Source organism: Microbulbifer sp. ABE4_465 (assembly GCF_056160765.1).
Genome location: NZ_JBSWXV010000005.1, coordinates 47,557 through 69,250 on the forward strand (window position 1 = coordinate 47,557; position 21,694 = coordinate 69,250).

22 protein-coding genes are annotated in these 21,694 nt (G+C 56.6%); 12 read left to right on the plus strand and 10 right to left on the minus strand.

Annotation, left to right across the window (positions count from 1 at the left end; all coding sequences use genetic code 11):
* Positions 1-79 precede the first annotated feature (79 nt).
* From ACXAG1_RS10090 to ACXAG1_RS10120, 7 genes are all read left to right on the plus strand, one after another.
* A complete protein-coding gene (locus ACXAG1_RS10090) occupies positions 80-2,029 on the plus strand; it encodes a VacB/RNase II family 3'-5' exoribonuclease (RefSeq protein WP_475119650.1) in 1,950 nt (649 codons plus the stop codon).
* 125 nt (positions 2,030-2,154) lie between these two features.
* Positions 2,155-3,627: an aminoacyl-histidine dipeptidase gene (locus ACXAG1_RS10095; RefSeq protein WP_475119651.1), complete on the plus strand. Its 1,473-nt coding sequence runs from the start codon at positions 2,155-2,157 to the stop codon at positions 3,625-3,627.
* Positions 3,628-3,730: 103 nt separating this feature from the next.
* Positions 3,731-4,198: a Cys-tRNA(Pro) deacylase gene (ybaK, locus tag ACXAG1_RS10100; RefSeq protein ID WP_475092633.1), complete on the plus strand. Its 468-nt coding sequence runs from the start codon at positions 3,731-3,733 to the stop codon at positions 4,196-4,198.
* 44 nt (positions 4,199-4,242) lie between these two features.
* Positions 4,243-4,881 (plus strand): HAD family hydrolase, encoded by a 639-nt coding sequence (locus ACXAG1_RS10105; protein ID WP_475092632.1) that lies wholly within the window; start codon positions 4,243-4,245, stop codon positions 4,879-4,881.
* Between the two features lie 43 nt (positions 4,882-4,924).
* Entirely contained in the window at positions 4,925-5,236 is a 312-nt protein-coding gene (locus ACXAG1_RS10110) for a YceK/YidQ family lipoprotein (RefSeq protein WP_475092631.1), read from the plus strand.
* 131 nt (positions 5,237-5,367) lie between these two features.
* Complete coding sequence (rdgC, locus tag ACXAG1_RS10115) at positions 5,368-6,360, plus strand: recombination-associated protein RdgC (RefSeq protein ID WP_475092630.1); 993 nt, start codon at positions 5,368-5,370, stop codon at positions 6,358-6,360.
* A gap of 278 nt (positions 6,361-6,638) precedes the next feature.
* On the plus strand, positions 6,639-7,160 hold the full coding sequence (locus ACXAG1_RS10120; protein WP_475092629.1) for a DUF4136 domain-containing protein: 522 nt from the start codon (positions 6,639-6,641) through the stop codon (positions 7,158-7,160).
* An 80-nt stretch (positions 7,161-7,240) separates the two neighbouring features.
* Here ACXAG1_RS10120 and gndA read toward each other — a convergent pair whose 3' ends face one another.
* A complete protein-coding gene (gndA, locus tag ACXAG1_RS10125; RefSeq protein WP_475092628.1) occupies positions 7,241-8,761 on the minus strand; it encodes an NADP-dependent phosphogluconate dehydrogenase in 1,521 nt (506 codons plus the stop codon).
* Positions 8,762-9,053: 292 nt separating this feature from the next.
* On the opposite strand from gndA, the gene ACXAG1_RS10130 reads away from it, so the two are divergent.
* The 5 genes from ACXAG1_RS10130 (at position 9,054) to ACXAG1_RS10150 (ending at position 12,600) form a co-directional block, all read left to right on the plus strand.
* A complete protein-coding gene (locus ACXAG1_RS10130) occupies positions 9,054-9,587 on the plus strand; it encodes a PH domain-containing protein (protein ID WP_475092627.1) in 534 nt (177 codons plus the stop codon).
* A gap of 127 nt (positions 9,588-9,714) precedes the next feature.
* The gene (locus ACXAG1_RS10135) at positions 9,715-10,170 is read left to right on the plus strand and encodes a hypothetical protein (protein WP_475092626.1); all 456 of its coding nucleotides are present in this window, start codon (positions 9,715-9,717) and stop codon (positions 10,168-10,170) included.
* 65 nt (positions 10,171-10,235) lie between these two features.
* Complete coding sequence (locus ACXAG1_RS10140; RefSeq protein WP_475092625.1) at positions 10,236-11,009, plus strand: esterase/lipase family protein; 774 nt, start codon at positions 10,236-10,238, stop codon at positions 11,007-11,009.
* A gap of 115 nt (positions 11,010-11,124) precedes the next feature.
* Positions 11,125-11,628 carry a hypothetical protein gene (locus ACXAG1_RS10145; protein ID WP_475092624.1) on the plus strand — a complete coding sequence of 168 codons (504 nt, stop codon included), beginning with the start codon at positions 11,125-11,127 and terminating at the stop codon, positions 11,626-11,628.
* A gap of 15 nt (positions 11,629-11,643) precedes the next feature.
* Complete coding sequence (locus ACXAG1_RS10150) at positions 11,644-12,600, plus strand: mechanosensitive ion channel family protein (RefSeq protein WP_475092623.1); 957 nt, start codon at positions 11,644-11,646, stop codon at positions 12,598-12,600.
* Between the two features lie 5 nt (positions 12,601-12,605).
* Here the strand turns inward: ACXAG1_RS10150 and ACXAG1_RS10155 are convergent, their stop codons facing one another.
* From ACXAG1_RS10155 to mazG, 9 genes are all read right to left on the minus strand, one after another.
* Positions 12,606-13,613, minus strand: a complete 1,008-nt coding sequence (locus tag ACXAG1_RS10155) for a tryptophan--tRNA ligase (protein ID WP_475119652.1) — start codon at positions 13,611-13,613, stop codon at positions 12,606-12,608.
* 98 nt (positions 13,614-13,711) lie between these two features.
* Positions 13,712-14,821: a tRNA-queuosine alpha-mannosyltransferase domain-containing protein gene (locus tag ACXAG1_RS10160; RefSeq protein ID WP_475119653.1), complete on the minus strand. Its 1,110-nt coding sequence runs from the start codon at positions 14,819-14,821 to the stop codon at positions 13,712-13,714.
* Between the two features lie 56 nt (positions 14,822-14,877).
* Positions 14,878-15,762, minus strand: a complete 885-nt coding sequence (locus ACXAG1_RS10165; RefSeq protein ID WP_475119654.1) for an NAD(P)-dependent oxidoreductase — start codon at positions 15,760-15,762, stop codon at positions 14,878-14,880.
* Between the two features lie 60 nt (positions 15,763-15,822).
* The gene (locus ACXAG1_RS10170) at positions 15,823-16,623 is read right to left on the minus strand and encodes an undecaprenyl-diphosphate phosphatase (protein ID WP_475092619.1); all 801 of its coding nucleotides are present in this window, start codon (positions 16,621-16,623) and stop codon (positions 15,823-15,825) included.
* A 22-nt stretch (positions 16,624-16,645) separates the two neighbouring features.
* Positions 16,646-17,374: a tRNA (adenosine(37)-N6)-threonylcarbamoyltransferase complex dimerization subunit type 1 TsaB gene (gene tsaB / locus ACXAG1_RS10175; RefSeq protein ID WP_475119655.1), complete on the minus strand. Its 729-nt coding sequence runs from the start codon at positions 17,372-17,374 to the stop codon at positions 16,646-16,648.
* 254 nt (positions 17,375-17,628) lie between these two features.
* On the minus strand, positions 17,629-18,420 hold the full coding sequence (locus tag ACXAG1_RS10180) for a hypothetical protein (RefSeq protein ID WP_475092617.1): 792 nt from the start codon (positions 18,418-18,420) through the stop codon (positions 17,629-17,631).
* 303 nt (positions 18,421-18,723) lie between these two features.
* On the minus strand, positions 18,724-19,731 hold the full coding sequence (gene hemH / locus ACXAG1_RS10185) for a ferrochelatase (RefSeq protein WP_475119656.1): 1,008 nt from the start codon (positions 19,729-19,731) through the stop codon (positions 18,724-18,726).
* A 224-nt stretch (positions 19,732-19,955) separates the two neighbouring features.
* Positions 19,956-20,609, minus strand: a complete 654-nt coding sequence (adk, locus tag ACXAG1_RS10190; RefSeq protein ID WP_475092615.1) for an adenylate kinase — start codon at positions 20,607-20,609, stop codon at positions 19,956-19,958.
* Positions 20,610-20,862: 253 nt separating this feature from the next.
* Entirely contained in the window at positions 20,863-21,693 is an 831-nt protein-coding gene (gene mazG / locus ACXAG1_RS10195) for a nucleoside triphosphate pyrophosphohydrolase (protein ID WP_475092614.1), read from the minus strand.
* Between the last annotated feature and the right edge of the window lies 1 nt (position 21,694).

Below are 21,694 nucleotides of genomic sequence, written 5' to 3' on the forward strand. Positions count from 1 at the left end.
TCGTCTGGTAGAATCCGCGCCCTGATACGGCCTTCCGCCGACTTCCCCCATTTAGAGACAGAGTTACAGAGACCTGGTTATGCTCAACGCCGACGCCCTCAAGCAGCTTTCCCAGCTGAAGACCGATATCCGCTCCACCAAGGAATTCGCCGAAGGCCGCGTGCGTGGCGCCAATGGAAAGTTTGGCTTTGTGGTACTGGACGATGGGCGCGAGGCTTTTCTGCCACCGTCGGAGATGGACCGTGTTTTTCCCGGAGATCGGGTTAAGGTCAGCCTGACCGAAGAAGACAAAGGCAAGCTGTCGGCGGAGCTGGACAGCCTGGTCTCGTCAGAGCTCAAGTATCTTGTGGGGCAATATATTCAACGGGGTCAGGGCCACTTTATTCAGCCCAACGAACACGGACTCTCCCGCTGGATTTTCCTGCCTCCCAGGGCACGGGGCAAAGCACAGCCCGGAGAATTCATCGCCTGCAGCATCACTCGCCACCCGTTCAAAGATGGCAAATCTCAGGCGAAGGTCGAGAAAGTCATCGGCAAACCGGATATGGCAGGTATTGAGCACGCTTTTGTAGTCGCGCAGCATCGCCTCCCCAACGAATTTTCCCAGGCCGCCCTGGAACAGGCCGAGGCCATTCCCGCACAACTGGAAAAAGTATGCGCCGAGCGAAATGATCTCTCTGATCTGGCTTTTGTCACCATTGATGCAGAAAGCACCCGTGATATGGACGATGCCATTGCTGTGACCAAGGTCGAGGCTGGCTGGAAACTGCATATCGCCGTCGCCGATCCATCCAGCCTAATAGACCCGGGCAGCCCACTGGATATAGAGGCGCGCACCCGGGCCAACAGCGTATACCTCGCAGGCGAGACTCTTCCTATGCTCCCGGCCAGCCTTTGTGAAAACAGCTTCTCACTGCTCGAGGGCGAACAGCGCCCTGCACTGGTGATGCATATCACCGTGGGAGAGGACGGCGCCCTGAATGGCTTTGACTTCGAATTCGCCGCTATTCGCTCCCAGCACAAGTTGAGTTACGCACAGGTGGCTCAGTTTATCGACGGCGATACCAGCGCTGTGCCGGCAGAACAGCATTCAGCACTCAAAGAACTGGACGCTCTGAGCAAAGCCCGCGCCCAATATCGCGCCGGCCACTCTCTGGTTATGGAAGATCGCCCGGACTATGACCTGGTCCTGAACGAGCAGCGCAAAATCGAGCGTATCGAGAAACAGGAGCGCTCGTCAGCGCAGCGTATGGTTGAAGAAGCCATGCTCGCGGCCAACATCTGCGCCGGCGAAAAACTCGCCGCGCTGGGTGGTGGCTGCTTCTCGGTACATCTGGGCTTCCGTGACGAACGCATGGCGGAAATCCGCGCACTATTAAAAGACACCATGCCCGAGTTTGCCGAACAGGATTTGCACCAGCTCGATATCTACCTGAATCTGGTCAAGACCCTTGAATCCCAGGGCGATGAAGAGTCGAAAAACGTGCTGGCGGTGCTGAAGCGTATGCTGCGACCGGGCGAACTTTCCGGGAATGCAGCCGCACACCTCGGACTGGGCCTCGCCCACTACGCCACGATCACTTCGCCGATTCGCAAATTCAACGACTTGCACAATCACCGGGTGCTGCGTGCCGCTGCGGATGAGATGTCCCTGCCAGCATTCAATAGTGAAGACGGCGAAGCCCTGCAACAAAGTGTCGCCACTGGCAGACAGGCCGATCGCGCACTTCAGCAATGGCTTTACTGCCAGTTCCTGGAAAAGAAAACCGGTGAAGCCTTCAGCGGAAAAATCACTCTGGTCAACGGTGCCGGTATCGGTGTGCGCCTCGATGACAACGGCATCAATGGCTTTGTGCGTTTCAACAATAAAAAGAACCCTTTTGAGTTCGACGGCAAACGCCTGCGCATCACCCGCGGCGAAGAGCGGTTCCAGCTCGACCAGGAGGTACAGGTAAAAATATCAGCGGTAGACACTGACAAACGCCGCATTGCGTTTGAATTGATCTCCGAAGCCCCCATTGCCGAATAAGCGGAGTCACATCCCGGGCGCTACCGGCCTGCCGCCAGCGCCAAATGACTAAACTTCCAGCCGCGGGCCAAAAGTCCGCGGCCGTCACCGGCCCCACAACCGGGGCCAAGCAACCAGGAAAAATCATGTCGACCATTGCAGAGCTGAACCCTACGCCACTGTGGAAACACTTCGCCAAATTGTGTGAAATTCCGCGTCCTTCCAAGCACGAAGACAAGGTGGTGGCCTATATCGTCGACTTTGCGAAAAATCGCGGTCTTGACGTCAAACTGGATCAGATCGGCAATATCATCATAAAGAAGCCCGCTACCCCCGGCATGGAAGATCGCAAAATCCTGGCCATGCAGAGCCATGTCGACATGGTGCCGCAGAAAAATGCCGATACCGAGCACGATTTTCTGACCGACTCGATCAAACCCTACATCGACGGCGAATGGGTCACGGCCGAAGGTACTACCCTGGGAGCCGATAACGGCATCGGCGTCGCGGCCATTCTCGCGCTGATGGAATCCACCGATATTCCGCACCCGGCCCTGGAAGCGCTTCTGACCATAGACGAGGAAGCGGGCATGACCGGCGCCAAGCATCTGCAACCGGGCCACTTCGAAGCAGATCTGCTGTTAAACCTGGATACCGAAGATGAAGGTGAGCTCTATGTAGGTTGTGCCGGCGGTGTGGACGTCAACGCTACCCTGCCCTTTACCGCGGAGCCGATTAAAGCGGGCCACCTGGCCTTCAAATTGAGTGTGCGCGGCCTGCGCGGCGGGCACTCCGGCCTGGATATCGACAAAGGTCGTGGCAACGCCAACAAGATTGCCAATCGCATTATCGATACGGCGCAGCAGCAGATCCCGGACCTGCGCATCGGCAGCCTCGACGGTGGCAGCCTGCGCAACGCCATCCCGCGGGAGTCTTTCAGCGTTGTTACCGTGCCGGAAGGTAACGCTGCGCTCTTCAGGGAAATCGTGCAGCAGTCAAGCGCAACCATCAAAGCCGAGTTCGATAATGAACCCAAGCTGGACATTGCACTGGAAGCCACCGAAACACCCGCAGTGGTGATGGATCTGTCAACACAACAAAAACTGATTCACTGCATCCGCTGCTGTCCCAACGGTGTGGAGCGAATGAGCACCGCGCTGGAAGGTATCGCCGACACCTCAAACAACCTTGCTCGCGTAGTGACCGAGACCGGCGAGAGCGGCAATTACCAGGTAAGGATCCAGTGCCTGGTCCGCAGCCTGTCCGACAGCGCCCGGGACGAACACGGCCTGAACGTCGCTGCCGCATTCCAGCTTGCCGGTGCCGAGGCCAGCCTCGACAACGCCTACCCTGGCTGGACACCCAATATGCAATCGCCGCTGCTGGCGCTGATGAAAGGTGTCTACAAAGAAATGGAAGGCAAAGAGCCAGAAGTGAAAGTGATCCATGCCGGCCTGGAGTGCGGCTTGCTTGCCAAGCCCTACCCCAACTGGGACATGGTCTCCTTCGGCCCCACCATCCGCCGCGCCCACTCACCAGAAGAGCGGGTACATATTCAGAGCGTGGCAAACTTCTGGGATTACTTTGTGAAAGTGGTTTCCGCCATTCCGCAGAAATAAATCGTCACCGCTTCGAAAAGGCCCGGCCAGCACGCCGGGCCTTTTTGTATTCCGCAAGTAATCGGGAGAGAATGTGGGAAACCGGATAGGTAGGTAGCCCAGCATGACCCCCGCAATCAAAGCCGCCGAAATAGCGAAAGTGAAATTTCAAATTCACGAGTATTCCCATGATCCAGCGGCTGAATCCTACGGACTGGAAGCGGCGGAAAAGCTGGGGCTGGCACCGCAACGGGTGTTTAAGACCCTGGTGGTATCCCTGGATGGAAAATCGCTGGCGGTAGCGGTGCTACCGGTGGAGGATCAACTCAATATGAAGTTGATCGCCAAGGCAGCGGGCGCAAAAAGAGCGGCGATGGCCGACAAAAACGCGGTGACTCGCTCTTCAGGCTATGTACTTGGTGGGGTAAGCCCGCTTGGCCAGAAAAAACCGCTACCTACGTTCCTGCACACTACAGCGAAGTCCTACGACACTATTTATGTCAGTGCCGGCCGCCGCGGATTGGAGATTGAGCTGGCCCCCAATGACTTATTGGAGCTGACCCGAGGAAAACTTGCTTCGCTGGCCACATAATCTCCGCACCTGCTGGAAATTGAAATAAGACTCAGGAGCAATACATGAGTAAATATGAATGGCTGTTATTTGACCTGGATGGGACCCTGAGTGATCCCGCAGATGGTTTTGTGAATTCCATGAATTACGCCCTGCAAGCCTTCGATTACGCACCGCGGCCCGCAACTCAACTTACCCCGCATATTGGCCCACCTCTGGAGGTGACCCTCGCGCACCTTACAGGCTCCGAAGACAGCACCCATATCCGTGCCCTGGTAGATAAATACCGCGAGCGCTATGGCGAAACCGGCTATGCGGAGAACAGGCTGTACCCAGGAATCACTGACATGCTGCAGCAACTCAGTATGCAAGACGGCATTCGCCTGGGTGTATGTACCTCAAAACGGGCCGATTTTGCCACGCGAATTCTCGAACAGTTTGAGTTATGCGACTATTTCGAGTTTGTTAGTGGCGGCGATGTCGGTATCGCCAAGGGGCAGCAGCTGAATAGACTCCTTAAAGAAAACAGGATTGGGCACAATTCACTGATGATCGGCGACCGGCACTTTGACCTGTCCGCAGCAGCACAAAACGGCCTCCCCGGTGCCGGCGTTCTCTGGGGCTACGGCTCCAGAGAAGAGCTCGATAAACACTCACCCAGCCACCTGTTCCGCCACCCATCCGAAATCCTGAACATCTTCTGATTTCTGTGGTCCGACTGCCGGTAGCAAAATAAAAGGAATTCTCGTGAAACGCATTTTATGTACCCTGTCCCTCGCGCTTATTTCTGGTTGTGGCACCGTGACTACTCTGACCAGCTCTGACTCAGAGATAGCCCGCAACCTGAAACAGAAGAACTCGGGGTGTGTCAGTGTGCCCCGGGTATACAGCGGTGTTGCCTACAATATGTGCAAGTTGAATTCCAATGGAAGCTCCATTTACTTTGCCCCACTGGTAGGTATTTACCTGGTCGACAGTGTATTTTCAGCGGCCACCGACACCGTCGCACTGCCCTACACCATCTATGCGCAAAGTCAGCAAGGCAGTGTAGACCTGTAGAAATTCTGACCAATACTTTCCGGCTGCGCCAAGCCCGCCTGGAACCACCGGTCTCGACTTTGGCTGGTTCCCAACCCGCTTACATCGCATAATGCGCGGCCAAATTTTGCAATCGATCCCTGGCCTGTTGTATGTGGTTTAAAAACCTGCGCGTATACCGTCTCACCCGCGAATTCTCCCTGTCCGCCGAGCAACTGAATGAAATGCTCGAGCCAGACACCTTCACCCCCTGTGGCAGCCAGGATATGGCCCGCTACGGCTGGGTTCCCCCTCTGGGCCGGCACGGTACCGAGCTGGTGCATGCGGCCAACGGCTATCTGATGGTATGTGCGAAAAAGCAGGAAAAGGTCATCCCTGCCGCGGTGGTAAACGAGAAGGTCGAAGAGATGGCCCTGGCCATTTCAGAAAAGGAAGCCCGCAGTGTTGGCCGCAAAGAGCGGCAAAACCTCAAGGACGAAGTGCTCTTGGAAATGCGACCCAAAGCCTTCGCACGCTCCAGGCTGCAGTTTGCCTATATCGACCCGAAAGATGGCTGGATTGTGGTCAATGCCTCCTCCGCCAAGGCTGCCGAAGAGCTGCTGGAAAACCTGCGCGAAGCCATCAGCAGCCTGTCTGTTATTCCGCTGACCGCGAAAAATATCCCCCAGCAGTCCATGACCCACTGGCTGACCGCCCCGGAGGCACCCGCCAACTTCGAGTTCGGCCATGAGTGCGAACTGCGCGACCCGCAGGAATCCGGCAGTGTCATCCGCTGTAAGAACCAGGACCTGTGCGCGGAAGAGATTCACAACCACCTGGTGGCCGGTATGCAGGTGCACAAGCTTGGCCTGATCTGGCGCGATGGTGTTGAGCTGATGGTGGACGATCAGTTAGCGATCAAGCGGCTGAAATTCAGTGATGAGGTCACCGAGAAAGCAGACAACGTGGATGCGGACAACGCGGCCCAGCGATTCGATATTGAATTCTCGGTAATGACCCTGGAAATCTCCGCCCTACTGAAGGACCTGCTCAGCGCCTTCGGCGGGCTCAATACGGACACCGCCAGTGTCGATGAGATCGTCGCCCGCGCAAGCCGCGAGGAACGCGAGCAGCAGCTTGTTAGTGAAGTGGAAGAAGTTGTGTAGAGGCGGGAGCGAAATCGCCCCCAAATGACCGGCCGGTTCCAGCGATGTTTTCACGCCAGCCCGAATCAAGGGAACCTCTGACCAAGTCCGTGAAAGCCCCGCAGGGCGCGACCTGAAGACAGCATCTGCTGCGTTGCAGCTCTTGTAAAGGGCCAGCTATTCACTGCGAGCTGCGCCTTACAGCTACTGCCTTCAGGTCACGCTAAGGCATTACGGACTTGGTCAGAGTTTCCCTATGCTGGTGTCGGTAATCACTACCGACGTTTCGGGGTTGGCTTATGAAATACAGGAATTCCTTCCAAAAACCCTTCACCACCGCAGCGCTACGGGCGCTCTTCCTGACCGGGTCGCTAGCAGTGGCATTCACCACCCTGCAAGGCTGTGCCACTCCGCCCACCGACAAGGCAGCGGCAGCCGCTTTTAGCCAGTACCAGACTTTCGGCTTTGCACCGGTTACCGGCAGCAACGGCCGTGCGATGTCATTGGCACAAAACGAAGTCTCCCAACAACTGATGGCCCGCGGCATGATGCCGAGCGCCAATCCCGACCTGCTGGTGAACGTGCAGGTACGCGCATATCCCACTCGTCAAATGCCAGCATACGCCCCGCACGCCCGTGTCAGTCAATCCGCTACTGAGGGACAACTGACCATAGACCTCGTTGATGCACGCCAAAAACACCTGGTATGGCAAGGCCGTACAGTCGCTCCGATCACCCGTGAGGTGCTGAATAATCCGCAACGATCGATGGATCGGGCTGTTGATGAAGCATTTCGAAACTTTCCGCGGCGCGTGCACTAGTCCGCGACAATCTCACAAAAAACTCAAAAAAAGTGGCCGCAGCTTTTCAAAGTTAGTGCGGCCATTTTTCTGGTGAGTCTTTAGACCTTCTTCATCGGTCGACCCGATTCGCCCCAGAGTACGTGGTACTTCTCCTGCTCCGGCTTATCCACCCGCGAAAAGGTGTGCGCGCCGAAGAAGTCCCGCTGAGCCTGCAGCAAGTTGGCCGGGAGGGATTCGCGACGGAAGGCGTCGTAGTAACTGAGGGCAGAAGACAATGCCGGGACCGGAATACCACCGATGGTGGCGTCAGCGACGGCGCGGCGCCAGTTGCCCTGGTGATTGGCAATCTGCTCAATAAAGAAATCATCCAGTAACAGATTGGAAAGCTTCACGTCGCGCTCATAGGCATCGCTAATGGACTGCAGGAACACGGCGCGAATGATGCAGCCGGCGCGCCAGATGCGCGCGATCTCGGCAAAGTTCAGTTCCCAGCCCTGTTCGCGGGCGGCCAGCTTCATCAGGTCGAAGCCCTGCGCGTACACACAGATTTTTGCGCAGTAGAGTGCGTCGTGCAGCTGGTCGATCACCTCCTGACGCTTATCCGCCGGGACCGGGGCGACCTCTGGCCCAACCAGTTTCTTGGCCGCACGACCACGCAATACCTTGCGCGTGGACAGTGAGCGCGAGAAAACCGCCTCGGCGATACTGGGCGCCGGGCAACCCACCTGCAATGCGCCCACCGCGGTCCAGAGGCCAGTACCTTTCTGGCCCGCACGATCGAGAATCACATCGACAAGGGGCTCGCCGGTTTCCGAGTCGCGGGTGTCCAGTACTTCCGCACTGATATCGATCAGATAGCTGTTCAGCACTCCCTTGTTCCACTCACGGAATACACCGGCAATTTCACTGGGGGTCATTTCAAGCGCGCTGCGCATAACGTCATAGACTTCGCAGATCATCTGCATGTCGGCGTATTCGATGCCGTTGTGCACCATCTTCACGAAGTGGCCGGAGCCAATCGGGCCGATATAGGCGGCACAGGGATCCCCTACTTTTACCGGGTTGCCGGGCTCAAATCGCTCAATGGGCTGGCCGGATTTTGGGTCTACCTTGGCCGCGATGGCGTGCCATACCGGCTCGATACGCGCCCAGGCATAACGGTCACCACTAGGCATCAAAGACGGTCCGAATCGCGCCCCTACTTCACCGCCGGACACCGCAGTGGTGAAGAAAATCAGCTTGCCCTCATAGCGTTTGCAGCGCTGAACCGAATCGGTCCAGAGACTGTTACCGGTATCGATCACGATATCATCTGCCTGCAGACCGGCATCCAGGAGCTTGTTGCACACGTCGTCCACGGGGGCGCCAGCGGGCACAGACAGGATAACCAGGTGTGGCGCTTTTACTCGGGAAAGCAGCTCCGTATAGGAATTGCACACTTCCACGCGAGGGGCACTATCCCCCCGCTCTCTTGCATCCTGCTCCAAGAGCGCGTCCAGACGGCTGTGATCGAGATCGAAGGCACACACACGGTATCCGTTATCTACCAGGTTGAGGATGAGGTTCTTCCCCATCACGCCGGCGCCGATAAAGCCGATATCGCATTGTGTTTCGTTCATGTAGATCTCCAGTGCACACTTGGTTGCGTAAGGGGTGCGTTGGGGCGGGCTGGATTGGTGCCCCGTCTCAAAGGGCGCGGAGTATAGCAATCGAGCAGGCGCATCGGGAGCGCAAATTGCACCTGAGGCCATTGTAGTAATCACTGGCCCCATTCACCGGTTTCCATCACCGCCCTCCCCGCCGAGCAATATGGTTGCAGCAGACGCCCGCAGGGGTAAACTGCAATTGAACCAGTCACTCAGAAGGCCTGGTTACCATTTCATTCGCGAATGACTACCGAGACAACCTCCAATGCCGGACCAGAAAAATAAAGTCACAGAGCGATTCGGTGCTCCCTGGAGCCGTCAGCTGAAACTGCTTACGTTGATCTGTAGCGTGATTTTGCTGGGAATCAGTTTCGCACTGCAACAGAACACACCAGCTCAGGCTCCCCCCATTTACCAGCTCGGCATCTGGATTCCGCTGGCAACACTTGTACTGAGCGCGATGTTTGCCGTGCGTGGATACCAACTTGAAGGCAACCAGCTCTATGTGCTCCGCCCGGGTTGGCGCAGCCGGCTGTCACTAGCAGAACTGCAGTCTGTGACTGTGGATTCAGCCGCAATGGATGGCTCCATTCGCCTGTTCGGAAATGGCGGTCTGTTTGGGTACCTTGGACTGTTCCGCAACAGCAAACTGGGTCGTTACCGGGCATTTGCTACGGATACGAGCCGCAGCGTCATACTGTGCCTACCAGCCAGAACAGTTGTGATTACACCAGACAACCCTGAGTCATTCGCCGAAAGTGCCGCATTACTGGTCGGCGATACCAACGAGATCGCCTAGCCGGTTCCCCGCTACGCATCACCAGACGGCACCAGACTCTGGCGCTGAACTACACTGATATACAAATTGTTTCAGAGGCCCATCGGCTATGCGGATGAGAGTTATACGATTGGTGAGCGCAGTTTGTATGCTGCTTATTTGCGGCGCCGGCCTCGCCGACGAATCCCGCACTGAGACATTGAAATTTGCCAAGGGTGCGACAGGAACTTCTGTCACCAGCCGCATCGAGGGCTACGATACCGTCAACTACAAAGTCACAGCCAAGGCCGGACAACATATGGTGGTCAAACTTTCCACCAGACATACTGCTACCTACTTCAACGTGTTTCGCCCGGGCACAGCGCCCGGCGATGCCGCGATGTATATTGGGTCAATCAGTGGAGGCCGGTTTGCAGCAGACCTGCCAGAGAGTGGCACCTACACCATTCAGGTTTACATGATGCGAAGTGCCGCCCGCCGCAACGAGGTAGCCGACTTCAAATTGCGTGTCGATATCGACAACCGCCGCCCTAGCAATCGGAAGACCAGCAAAGTACACAGCAGTATTGCCGCAGGACACACCAGTGTCACGAATACTTTGTAATTCCACCCACGGCTTGCCATAGTGACAGGAGCTCAAGGAAACCGTATACCCTGCGATTAAAAACAATGAATACCTTTTTAGCCTCCGCGCTCACCGCGGTACTCTTTCTGACTGCCCCTCTATTGGCTCAGGCCCGTGATTGCGTGATCCTGCTGCATGGTCTGGCGCAGTCCAAAAACGCCATGAAGAAGCTGGATACGGCCATTTCATCTGCAGGGTTTACCACGGTAAATGTGAACTACCCGTCGACGGACCATCCGATCGAATCGCTGGCTGGCCCGGCAATCGCACCGGCCATTGATCGCTGCGCTGCGCTGACACACACCGCGCAAGGCATCAGAGCAACGGCACACGCAGATCCAGAAACCTCCCCACCACAGGTACATTTTGTCACCCATTCCATGGGCGGCATTCTGGTGCGCCAGTACCTGAGCAAGGTGAAATTGGACAATCTGGGCCGAGTTGTCATGCTCGGCCCACCCAATCAGGGCAGTGAGGTAGTGGACAACCTAGGGCAGGTACCGGGATTTCACTTTATTTTTGGCGACGCCGGTCTGCAGCTTGGCACCGGAAAGATGAGCGTACCGAACAAACTCGGCGCGGCAAATTTCGAGCTGGGTATCATTGCCGGTACCCGAAGCATCAACCCGATCCTATCCACCATGCTGCCAGATCAGGATGATGGGAAAGTCAGCGTTGCCCGCACCCGTGTAGACGGTATGGACGATCACCTGGAAATGCCCGTGACCCACGTGTTTATGATGAAAAACCCCAAGGTGATTGAACAGGTAATCCACTATCTCGAGCATGGAAAATTTATCCGGTCTCCCCAACAGTAATTTACCGATTTCCCGACTGCCGCGGCCGGCTCAACTGAAATTTAACGCCAACGACTAATCCCACGCCCCACAAACTACACTGAGTGGCTCAGAAGTTAATCGAGCGGGGCGTTTCGTGCAGCCAATTTCCTGGGTTTTCGACAACCTGCTCTACCCCTTCGCAGTACCCGCGGCCGCCTGCCTGCTGTTTTTGTCCACGCCGACAGTGCTGCAGGCGCAAGAAGTCCACTCCGCCGCACCGGCCGAAACGCCCCGCGAAACATCCAGACCCACCGTTGAAAAAATTCAGCTACACAAACACGGCGACAGCCCCTTCGAAACTGCGGGTATCAAAGGCACCCTGAACGGGAGCCACACCATCGAGTATCTGATTGAGGCGAAAACCGGACAGTCACTTGAGCTTGACCTGCGCAGCGATCACGCCCAGGCCGGCTACCGTATTACCGCACCCGCCGCACCTCGAGCGCTTCACAAAGGCCAGGGGCAGCACTCCAGGTATTCGGGGACGCTCCCCCGGGATGGCACATATCGCGTACTTATTTTCCTGATGGAGGCCGCCGCGAGAAATGGCGAGCGAGCAGAATTCGTCTTGAATATCCGAATCCGCAACCCCGGATAAATCGGCCTGAACACTATGCGCCCGGTAGATGAGGAAACCACTACGCAAGTTGACGCAGATCTGAGTGAAGCCATCAGTCAGGTCGACAGCTGGGTAGATGGCGCCGTCAAACTCCTGCCAAACTTTGCCGTAGCCCTGGTCGTTCTTGTGGTTTTTTACTGTATTGGCGCTCTGGTCAAGTACCTGATTCGCCGTCACCTCAACCGTCGCGACCGCTCGAACCTGGGGGATGTGCTGGGGGGACTGGTGAAATGGGGCATTACTCTGGTGGGCTTATTACTGGCTGCGACAATCGTCATGCCTAGCCTGAAACCCGGCGACCTGATCGCCGGTCTCGGTGTCGGCTCTGTAGCCATCGGATTCGCTTTTAAGGATATTTTACAGAATTGGCTGGCGGGATTGCTGATACTGATTCGACAGCCATTTGAGGTCGGCGACCAGATCCAGGTTGCCGATTTTGAAGGAACAGTGAAGCGTATCGAAACCCGCGCTACGGTAATCAATACCTACGACGGCCAGCGGGTGGTGATCCCCAATAGCGATATTTATACCAATGCGATTCTGGTAAAAACTGCGCGGGCCTTACGCCGCAGTGATTACGAAATTGGTATCGGGTACAGCGACAGTATTGGCGAAGCCTGTGAGATTATCGAAAAAGCACTCGGGCGAGTCGAGGGTGTCGAGGAAAAACCCGCTCCCGAGGCGCTTCCCTGGGATCTGGCCGCGAGCTGGGTCACCATACGTGCGCGCTGGTGGACCAATAGCCGTCAGACAAATGTCACCCATGTGCGAGCGCGGGTCATTGAGGCGATAAAGGAAGCGCTGGACGAAGCCGGCATCGATATGCCATTCGAAACTCAGGTACACCTGTTCCACGATCAAACAGATGAGTCCGACGGACGCCGGGGTGTACAGAGAGAAGGATGGCCCGCAGCAAAAAATACCGCGGACCATTCAAAAAAGGATAAATAACCGTATTAGCGGATTTTGCGGATACCTACCGCTGCACGTAGTTTCTCCAGGAATGGTGCCGAGTAAGCGCGCGCTTTCTCCGCCCCCTTTTCCAGTTCCTCTTCAATCTGCGCGGGGTTCGCCAGCAGCTCGTTGTAGCGCTCCCGCGCTTCGCCAATCTGACCATTGATCAGCTCAAACAACTGCTTCTTGGACTCACCCCAGGCAATACCGTCAGCGAATGCCTGGCGCATTTCAGCCGTTTGCTCGGGAGTAGCAAATGCCTGCCAAATCTGGAATACCGTCGAGGTGTCCGGGTCTTTGGGTTCACCAGGTTCCAGCAAATTGGTTTTAATCTTGTTGATGTGCTTTTTCAGCTGCTTTTCCGCCAGGAACAGCGGAATGGTATTACCGTAACTCTTGCTCATCTTGCGGCCGTCGAGGCCCTGCAAAACGGAAACGTGCTCATCCACCACCGCCTCCGGCAGCGCGAAGTGTTCACCGTAGTGATGATTGAAACGGGCGGCGATATCGCGAGCCATTTCAATATGCTGGATCTGATCCTTGCCCACCGGAACCTTGTTGGCATTGAACATGAGGATGTCCGCCGCCATCAGCACCGGGTAGCTGTACAGCCCCATGGTGATACCGAAGTCGGAATCCTGGCCGTCATCGCGGTTGGCATCCACCGCCGCCTTGTAGGCGTGGGCGCGGTTCATCAGGCCCTTGGCGGTCTGGCAGGTCAGCAGCCAGGTCAGCTCCGGAATCTCGACAATGTCGGACTGGCGATAGAACACCACGTTATCGGTGTTCAGGCCCAAAGCCAGCCAGGTGGCGGCAATTTCGCGAGTGGACTGGTGGACCTGCTCCGGGTCATGGCATTTGATCAGCGCGTGATAGTCCGCCAGGAAATAGAAAGACTGATTATTTTCGTCCTGACTGGCGGCGATGGCCGGGCGAATCGCACCCACGTAGTTACCCAGGTGGGGAGTACCGGTGGTAGTAATACCGGTCAATACACGCTGCTTGCTCATATGTCCTTGAAATTCCGTACTTTAAATTGTCTGTCGGCTGGTATTGCTTCGCGAACCAGGGGCCGAATGATACCTGTTTCCGGCGGTGGGTTGTACGCTCAAGGGGCCTCGCCCTGTGCGCAGCTTTGCAACCGCGCCTGATACACCCCAGCGAGATGTGCCCAGCTCAAGCGCTGCACATCGGGCACGCGCAGAGGCTCGTTATTCTGTACACGCTGGGCACAGCGCAACATGGCCGCACTCAGGTTCGCCGCGCAGGACTCCACATCCTCTGAATAGCGCCAACCGCCTCGCCCGAACCATTCAGGATAGGCGAGATTGTCTGGCACCAGGGGTTGGCAGCCAGCCACAACCGCTTCCAGTACCGCGAGGCCCTGGAAATCGTGGCGCGCGGTGGAGATCACTCCATGGCTCTCACCCAGCAAGCGACGATATTCAGACAGCTGCTTCTGATAGCCCCAGGCACCGAGTGCACCCAGTTTCTGCAGCAGTTTGCGGATATGGGCAAAATCCGCCGGCTGACGACGGAATTGCTGGCCCACCACATGGCAGGTAAACGGTATTCGCGCGCGTCCGAAGCGCCTCAAGGCGGCAAATAGAATGTCCGGGCCCTTGTCGTACTCCCAGCGGTGGTTCCAAATAAACGTAGGACGTGTTGCCTTGGTCTGCTCCACTTCAAATGCCGCGCTTTCCAGGGGCACAGGTAATACACAGGACTTCTGCGCAATCTCATCGCAGATACCCGGTGGCACCTGATCGGGCAACTTGTTCAGCAGTTCCCCTGCCCCGTCCAGCATGGTGCTGCGGTTGTATTCCGAATTGAACAACACAAGGTCCGCACACAGCGCGGTATAGATATTGAGGATCTGCGGCTCAACGGAAGCCACCGCATCTTCGCTGCGCGGGTAATCGAACTGGTTCTCGTGGAAATAGACCGCCGTGGGCACCTGGGCCAGTGAGGGCACCAGGCCCCGCAGGGATGCCAGATCGACCATCGACGTCGCGACCACCAGATCCCAGGGTTGGGACAGCAACCCTCTTGCGTCTCCCCGCCCCCAGCTCAGACTGTTGCCGCGCACGCGCCAGCTGAAGAATCTGGGCGGTAGCGTGAGCTGGGTCCACTGCCATTGGGGAATGGCAGACACGAGGCCGCGCCGCCAGCGCTTATGGCTGTCGGCGTCGTAGGCGGAAAGCAGGAGGACATTCACAACAATGGCTCACTGGAATATTTGGGAAGTGAAGATCAGAAGGGATGCGAAATGACTCAGTCGAAATCCCGCAGGTTGGTCAAACGGGCAAACAGGCTGGAAGTATCCCAGCGTCCACCACCCAGTGCCTGAACCTCGCTGTAGAACTGGTCCACAAGGGCGGTAACTGGCAACAAGGCGCCATTTTTCTGCGCTTCGTCGAGCACGATCCCCAGGTCCTTGCGCATCCAGTCCACGGCAAAGCCGTGTTCGTATTCCCCGGCCAGCATGGTCTTGTAGCGGTTTTCCATCTGCCAGCTTTGCGCTGCGCCCTTGGAAATCACCTCGACGACCTGCTCGGGGTCGAGACCTGCTGCGCGGGCGAAGTGCAGTCCTTCTGACAGGCCCTGTACCAGGCCGGCAATGCACACCTGATTGACCATCTTGCACAGCTGACCACTGCCCACAGGGCCCAGTAAATTTACCGCACGGGCGTAGCAATCCAGCAGAGGTTTCACCCGCTGATATTCGGCATCGACACCACCCACCATAATGGTGAGCGCACCGTTTTCGGCGCCAGCCTGGCCGCCGGACACTGGCGCGTCCAGAAATCCGATCTGCCGCTCATTCGCCGCCCCAGACAACTCGCGGGCGACATTGGCCGACGCAGTGGTGTGATCCACAAACAGACTGCCCGCAGACATGCCATGGAAAGCCCCGTCCGCGCCAACGGTGACCTGCCGCAGGTCTTCGTCATTGCCCACACAGCAAAACACAAACTCCGCCTCTTCCGCCGCTTTGGCTGGCGTGGCAAAGGCTTCGCCCTCATACGATTCGAGCCAGAGGCTGGCGCGACTGCCGGTGCGGTTGTAGATCCGCACCTTGTGACCCGCGCGGGAGAGATAACCGGCCATGGGATAACCCATCACCCCGAGCCCGATAAATGCCACTGTCGTTGTCATGGTTTCACCTGAAAATTGCGCAGTAATGACCTCACAACCGATCGCCCGGCTGGCACTGGATCAACTGGAAAAAATGAGCCAAATCAGCGCACCGCCCAATATCAACCGGTATATCGCGAAGGGCGCCATACCGATACGGCTGATGAACTGAAGGAAAAAATGGATACACAGATAGGCGCTGATACCTGACAGGACAACACCCAGAAATATGCTTCCCCAAGGTACCGAGCTTGAATCGAGCAGTTCAAGGGTCAGCAACAGCGCACTCAGCGCAATGACCGGGATCGACATCAGAAATGAAAAGCGTGCAGCGGCCTCCCGCTTCATTCCCAGCATCAGCCCCGCGGTCATGGTAATGCCAGAGCGGGACGTGCCAGGAATCAGCGCCAGGGCTTGGGCGGCGCCGATCATCAATGCCTTTTTCCAGTCGAGCTTTCCAATATCATCGCGGCGCTCACCGCGGGCATCCGCCCACCAGAGCAACAGACCGAACACAATAGTTGTGGTCGCGATAACTGCCGACGAGCGCAGGTGCTCCTCGATAAAGTCCTTGAACGTCAGGCCTACGAGGCCGGCAGGAATTGTGGCCAGCACAATGAGCCAGGCAAGGCGACCTTCACTGGAAAATTGACCGGTCTTGAACCCACCCAGACCGTCACAGATCAGCTGCCAAACGTCCTTGCGAAAATACACCAGAACTGCCATGAGGGATCCGAAATGCACCGCCACATCAAACGCCAGCCCCTGATCGGGCCAACCCAGTACCTGGTGAGGCAATATCAGATGTGCGGAGCTGGAAATCGGCAAAAATTCGGTGATTCCCTGGATGAGGGCCAGAATGACGATCTGAAAGGTTTCCATACTTTTCTACTGCTTTTGAATATTATTTGGCCGGACGAATGCGTTCGCGTTTTTTCCAGGTGATTTCGTTACGAAGGTAAGTGGGCTCCAGGGCTTCAGCGGATACTTGCTCGCCTCTTCCCCACAAGTCTGCGGCCAGCACCGCGATATCCTGGGCGTGAATAGCGGCACCCAGTGCGAGAGCCCGTGGATTCAGCTCCGACAACTGCGGATAAACCCAGCCGGGGCCCGCAGCCAACAACTGCGCCGGGGTAACGCCTCCCGCGATATATTCGCCCGATGTCAATACCGACACGACCTGCTCCGGCGCGGAGACCCGGTCCTCAATCAACGCCTTACCCGGCACTGCCGCATCATAGAGCCCCCAATAGACCTCCTGCATACGTGCATCCAGTGCCGCCAGAACCGGCGCTTTCTGCTCTGCCCACTCCGGATTTTCCCGAACCGCACCGCGCGCAAGGGCGGCCAAACTGGACACAGGCACCACAGGTTTGTCTGCCGAGAATGCTAAACCCTGAACGCAACTGATCGCGATACGCAGGCCGGTAAAGGACCCTGGCCCTTTGCTGACCGCAAGGGTATCGACCTGACGAAGACTGCATTGCCCTTCCGCCAATACCTGCTCCACCATAGGCAGTAGCCGGCGTGTATGATCGCGCTCCGCCCGAACAAAGGCTTCCTGCACCCTACCCTGGTCGTACAGGGCCACTGAGCAGGCGCCGGAGGTGGTATCGATGGCGAGAATTTTCAATTGAGGGGTCCCATTTCCGGTGTTTTCAAAGAGGCCGCCACGTTATTGGGGCGCACTGCCAATCTGGAGAAGGGCATGACCCGGCCCGGATTCAGCCACGATAGACCGCGCTTCGGCTTTGGGGGCGAATTGTGGCACGGCCAGCCATAAACGCAACCAGCGGGGAAGCCGGGGCCGAGCAAAAACAAAAAGCCCCGGAACAGAGTTCCAGGGCTTTCGGTAGGTATTGACCCCTATGAGTCAACAGGCGTTATTCACGCCTTCTTCGGCGGACGACCGCGACGGGAAGTCGACTTTTTCGCCGTCGCTTTTGGCGGGCGTCCCCGGCGAGCAGACTTCTTAGGCGCCGACTTTGCAGTTTTGGTTGCGGCCTTTTTCGCGGCAGCCTTTTTGACAGTCGTTTTTTTCGCTGCGGCCTTTTTAGGGCGCCCGGCAGCAGACTTCTTCACCGCCTTCTTCTTGGTGGCTTTCTTGGCTGCCTTTTTGGCTTCCGCTTTGGCCTTGGCTGCGGCTTTCTTTTCCATTGCCTTGGCTTTGGCGGCCGCTTTCTTCGCCGCCGCTTTCACCTTGGCGGTGGCTTTCTTTTCCGCCGCTTTTACTTTCTTGGCATCGGCCTTGGCACGCGTCTTTTTCCAACGGGCTTCAAAGGCTTTCAGCGCCTTGCTGAGCTCCTTGTCCGCTTTGCTGGAGAGTTTATCGGCCAGTTCGGAAACCGTTTTCTTGGCTGACTCCTCTGCCTGACGCACCGCATCCATGGCATTGGCCTTAGCCAGACCAAGTTTGGCTTCGGCCAGTTTCGCGCGCTGCTCGCGCAGTTTTGCGTTGGCTGCCGTCAGTGACTTTTTCGCCGCCGCGGTATTGGACTTCTGCACCCGGGCGCGGGCTTTGCCAACGCGATCCAGCTGGGCATCCATAGATTTTGCAGCTGCATCTACTGCTTTCTGCGCTTTGGTTACCACCGGTGAGGTGGCGACTGAGGCTTTGGCGGCCGGTTTTGCTACGCGCTTTGCCTTCGCCTTTGCCTTTTTCTTTGCGACTCGTGCCATCCCTTGTCTCCTCTTTCTCTTTAAAGAAGTCACTGTAAACACTGAATTGTGTATCGAACAACGTGAAGAATTGAGAGCAGCCCAGCCATTGAAAATGACACGGCTGTATCAAAGTTAATAAAAAAAAGAGGGTTTGCAAGAAAAAAAGATTAAAAACAACCAAAAACCACAAAAAAATTGAGATTTTTTTGGGATTTTACAGAATTCCGATGGAATTTCCGGAAAACCCCAGATACGCGCGGGTGAAAACAAAAAGAAGTGGGCGGAGAATAATTAATTAAATCACCTCAGAACAACCCCGATTTAGCCGGCGATGGCCGCCGGTAATCGATCGCGAAGAATAGCCTCCAGAGCCTGAATATGATCGTCACGGGCATTCAGCGCTGGAACATAACGGTATTCAATCCCTCCCTCATCAATAAAGTTAGCGCGATTCTCTACCGCGATTTCCTCCAGGGTTTCGAGACAATCTGCGGAAAACGCCGGGCAGATCACATCCACACTCGCCACCCCGTTTTGCCCCCACTCAATCAGGGTTTTGTCCGTATAGGGCTGCAGCCACTCCGCCTTACCAAACCGCGACTGGAAGGTAATCTCCCATTTATCTCTCGGCAGCTTCAGTGCTTGAGCCAACCGCTCGGCTGTACCGCAGCACTGATCATAGTAAGGGTCGCCTTTGCGGACGTTCGCCTTGGGGATGCCATGAAAGGACATCATCAACTTTTCTGCTGAACCATGCTCGGCCCAGTGCTCACGCACGGAGTTGGCCAGGGATTCAATATAAAGCGGGTGCTGCCAGTAATCGTGCACCACAGAAATGTCCGGGACATTGCGGCTGCTGCGGACGATATCTGACACCTGGTCATAAATAGCACCGGTAGTAGTGGCGGAGTACTGCGGGTACAGCGGCAGAACGGTAAACCCGTCCGCCCCGTCTTCAGTGAGACTGGACACGGTATCTGCAAGTGAAGGGCCGCCATAAGTCATGGCATAGGCCACGGTAAATTGGCCTGTACACGCTGAATCCAGCCGCTGCTGTAACTTTGCCACCTGTCGCTGGGTGTAATACACGATGGGAGAACCACTGACAGCCTCACCATCCAGCCCCTGATTCCAGATTTCCCTGTAAGCCGGGGCAATTTTTGCGGGTCGAAACGGCAGCACAAACAGGTTGAGGATCATCGCCCAAAGCGGGCGGGGAATCTCGACCACACGAGGATCGGAAAGAAAGTCTTTCAGGAATCGCCGTACAGCGCCGGGGGTAGGCTCTGCAGGAGTACCCAGGTTCATCAGGATGATTGCGTGCGCCATATCGCGATACGCTCCTTTATAGAAGTTCAGTGCGTTGCCGGAAGGCCAGGATGGTGCTGAGTATTCCAGAATCCCGCGGAAAAGTATTTACCAGGCTTCTGGGTGCCCTGATAAATCCCGACAATCACCACGCTTTCGGCATGGGGCGTATAAACAAAAAAAGCTCCCGAAGGAGCTTTTTTGATGTCATTCCGCCAGCGGGAACAACCTCGAATATTGGTGGGTCAGCTCAGGGCTTCGATCACCTTTTCACGAATATCATCCATGGAACCAACGCCTTCCACTTTACTGTACTTGGGCGCAGTTTCAGGGGCACGCTGTGCCAGCTCGCGGTAGAAACCTACCAGCGGCTCGGTTTGCTCGTGATACACAGACAAACGATTGCGTACAGTTTCTTCGGTGTCATCGGCACGCTGAACCAGTGCTTCGCCTGTTACATCATCCACACCTTCAGTTTTGGGTGGGTTGTAGACCAAGTGATACACGCGACCGGAACCTTCGTGTACCCGGCGGCCAGACAGTCGCTTGACGATTTCTTCGTCGTCGACGGCAATTTCCAGCACATTATCGATAGCCACATCCGCGTCCAGCAGCGCCTGAGCCTGAGGGATGGTACGTGGGAAGCCGTCGAACAGGAATCCATTCGCGCAATCCGCCTGTGCGATGCGCTCTTTCACCAGGGCGATGATCAGGTCATCGGAAACCAGTTTACCAGCGGCCATTACATCCTTGGCCTGTAAGCCCAAGGGGGTGCCCGCCTTTACTGCGGCACGGAGCATGTCTCCAGTAGAAATCTGAGGAATTCCAAACTTCTCGGTGATGAACTGGGCCTGGGTGCCTTTACCGGCGCCAGGTGCGCCCAGAAGTATGATTCGCATAAACAGATAGTCTCCAGATCATGCCGAGGCAATTATTGAATATTCCAGTCCGGCCGTGCCGGCGGCGCCCCGAGAAAAGAGCGCTACCTTACACTTTGCCCCCACACAGAACAAGCCCGCATGTGGTCAGGCCGAATTAGGTAAATTTTTTACAAGTTTCCCGCCAATTAACGCAGATCGCTTCTCTTCCCGGGGATAATTTCACCAGCCAGCCAAGTCTTACTTGACTCAAGCAAACAGCACCGAACACGGTTCAACCCGCCTCCGGGGACGGATTTCCGGCGACCTTCGCCGCATCCCAAAGCCGGTCCAGTTCTTCGAGGGAAACGTCCGCAGGTTGCTGGTCGCGCATAGCGAGCGCCGCTTCAACCGCAGCAAAGCGCTGCTCGAATTTACGGTTGCTCTGACGCAGAGCCGCTTCCGGGTCCTGCTTCAGATGACGCGCAACGTTGACGCAGGAGAACAGCAGGTCACCCAGTTCTTCACGGGCGTGCTCAGGGTCGCCACTGGCAATGGCCTCGCGCAATTCACGCAGCTCTTCTTCCACTTTATCCAGTACGCCGCCAATTTCAGGCCAGTCGAAACCGACCTGGGAGGCGCGCTTTTGCAGCTTGGCTGCCCGGGTCATTGCGGGCAGCCCGGTGGCCACACCGGCGAGGGTGCCCGCTTCGCCTTTGGACTCCCGTTCGGCCGCTTTTATGGCTTCCCAATTGGCCTTTACCTGCTGCTCATCGATATCCGCGGCCTGGTTCTCCCCGTATAGATCCCCGGACGGGAAAACGTGCGGGTGACGGCGAACCAGCTTGCGCACCAGGGTATCGACAATTCGGGAGAAGTCGAAATGCCCCTCCTCCCGTCCCAGCTGGGCGTAGAAGATGACCTGAAACAACAGGTCTCCCAGCTCCTCGTGCAGGTGCTCGAAATCTTCCTGCTCGATGGCCTCGGCAACCTCGTACGCCTCTTCAATGGTCGACGGCACGATGGTGGCGAAACTCTGCTTAAGATCCCAGGGGCAGCCGCCATCCGGATTGCGCAACTGCGCCATCAGGAATTGTAGATCTTCGACGTTGTAGCTTTGCTTCATG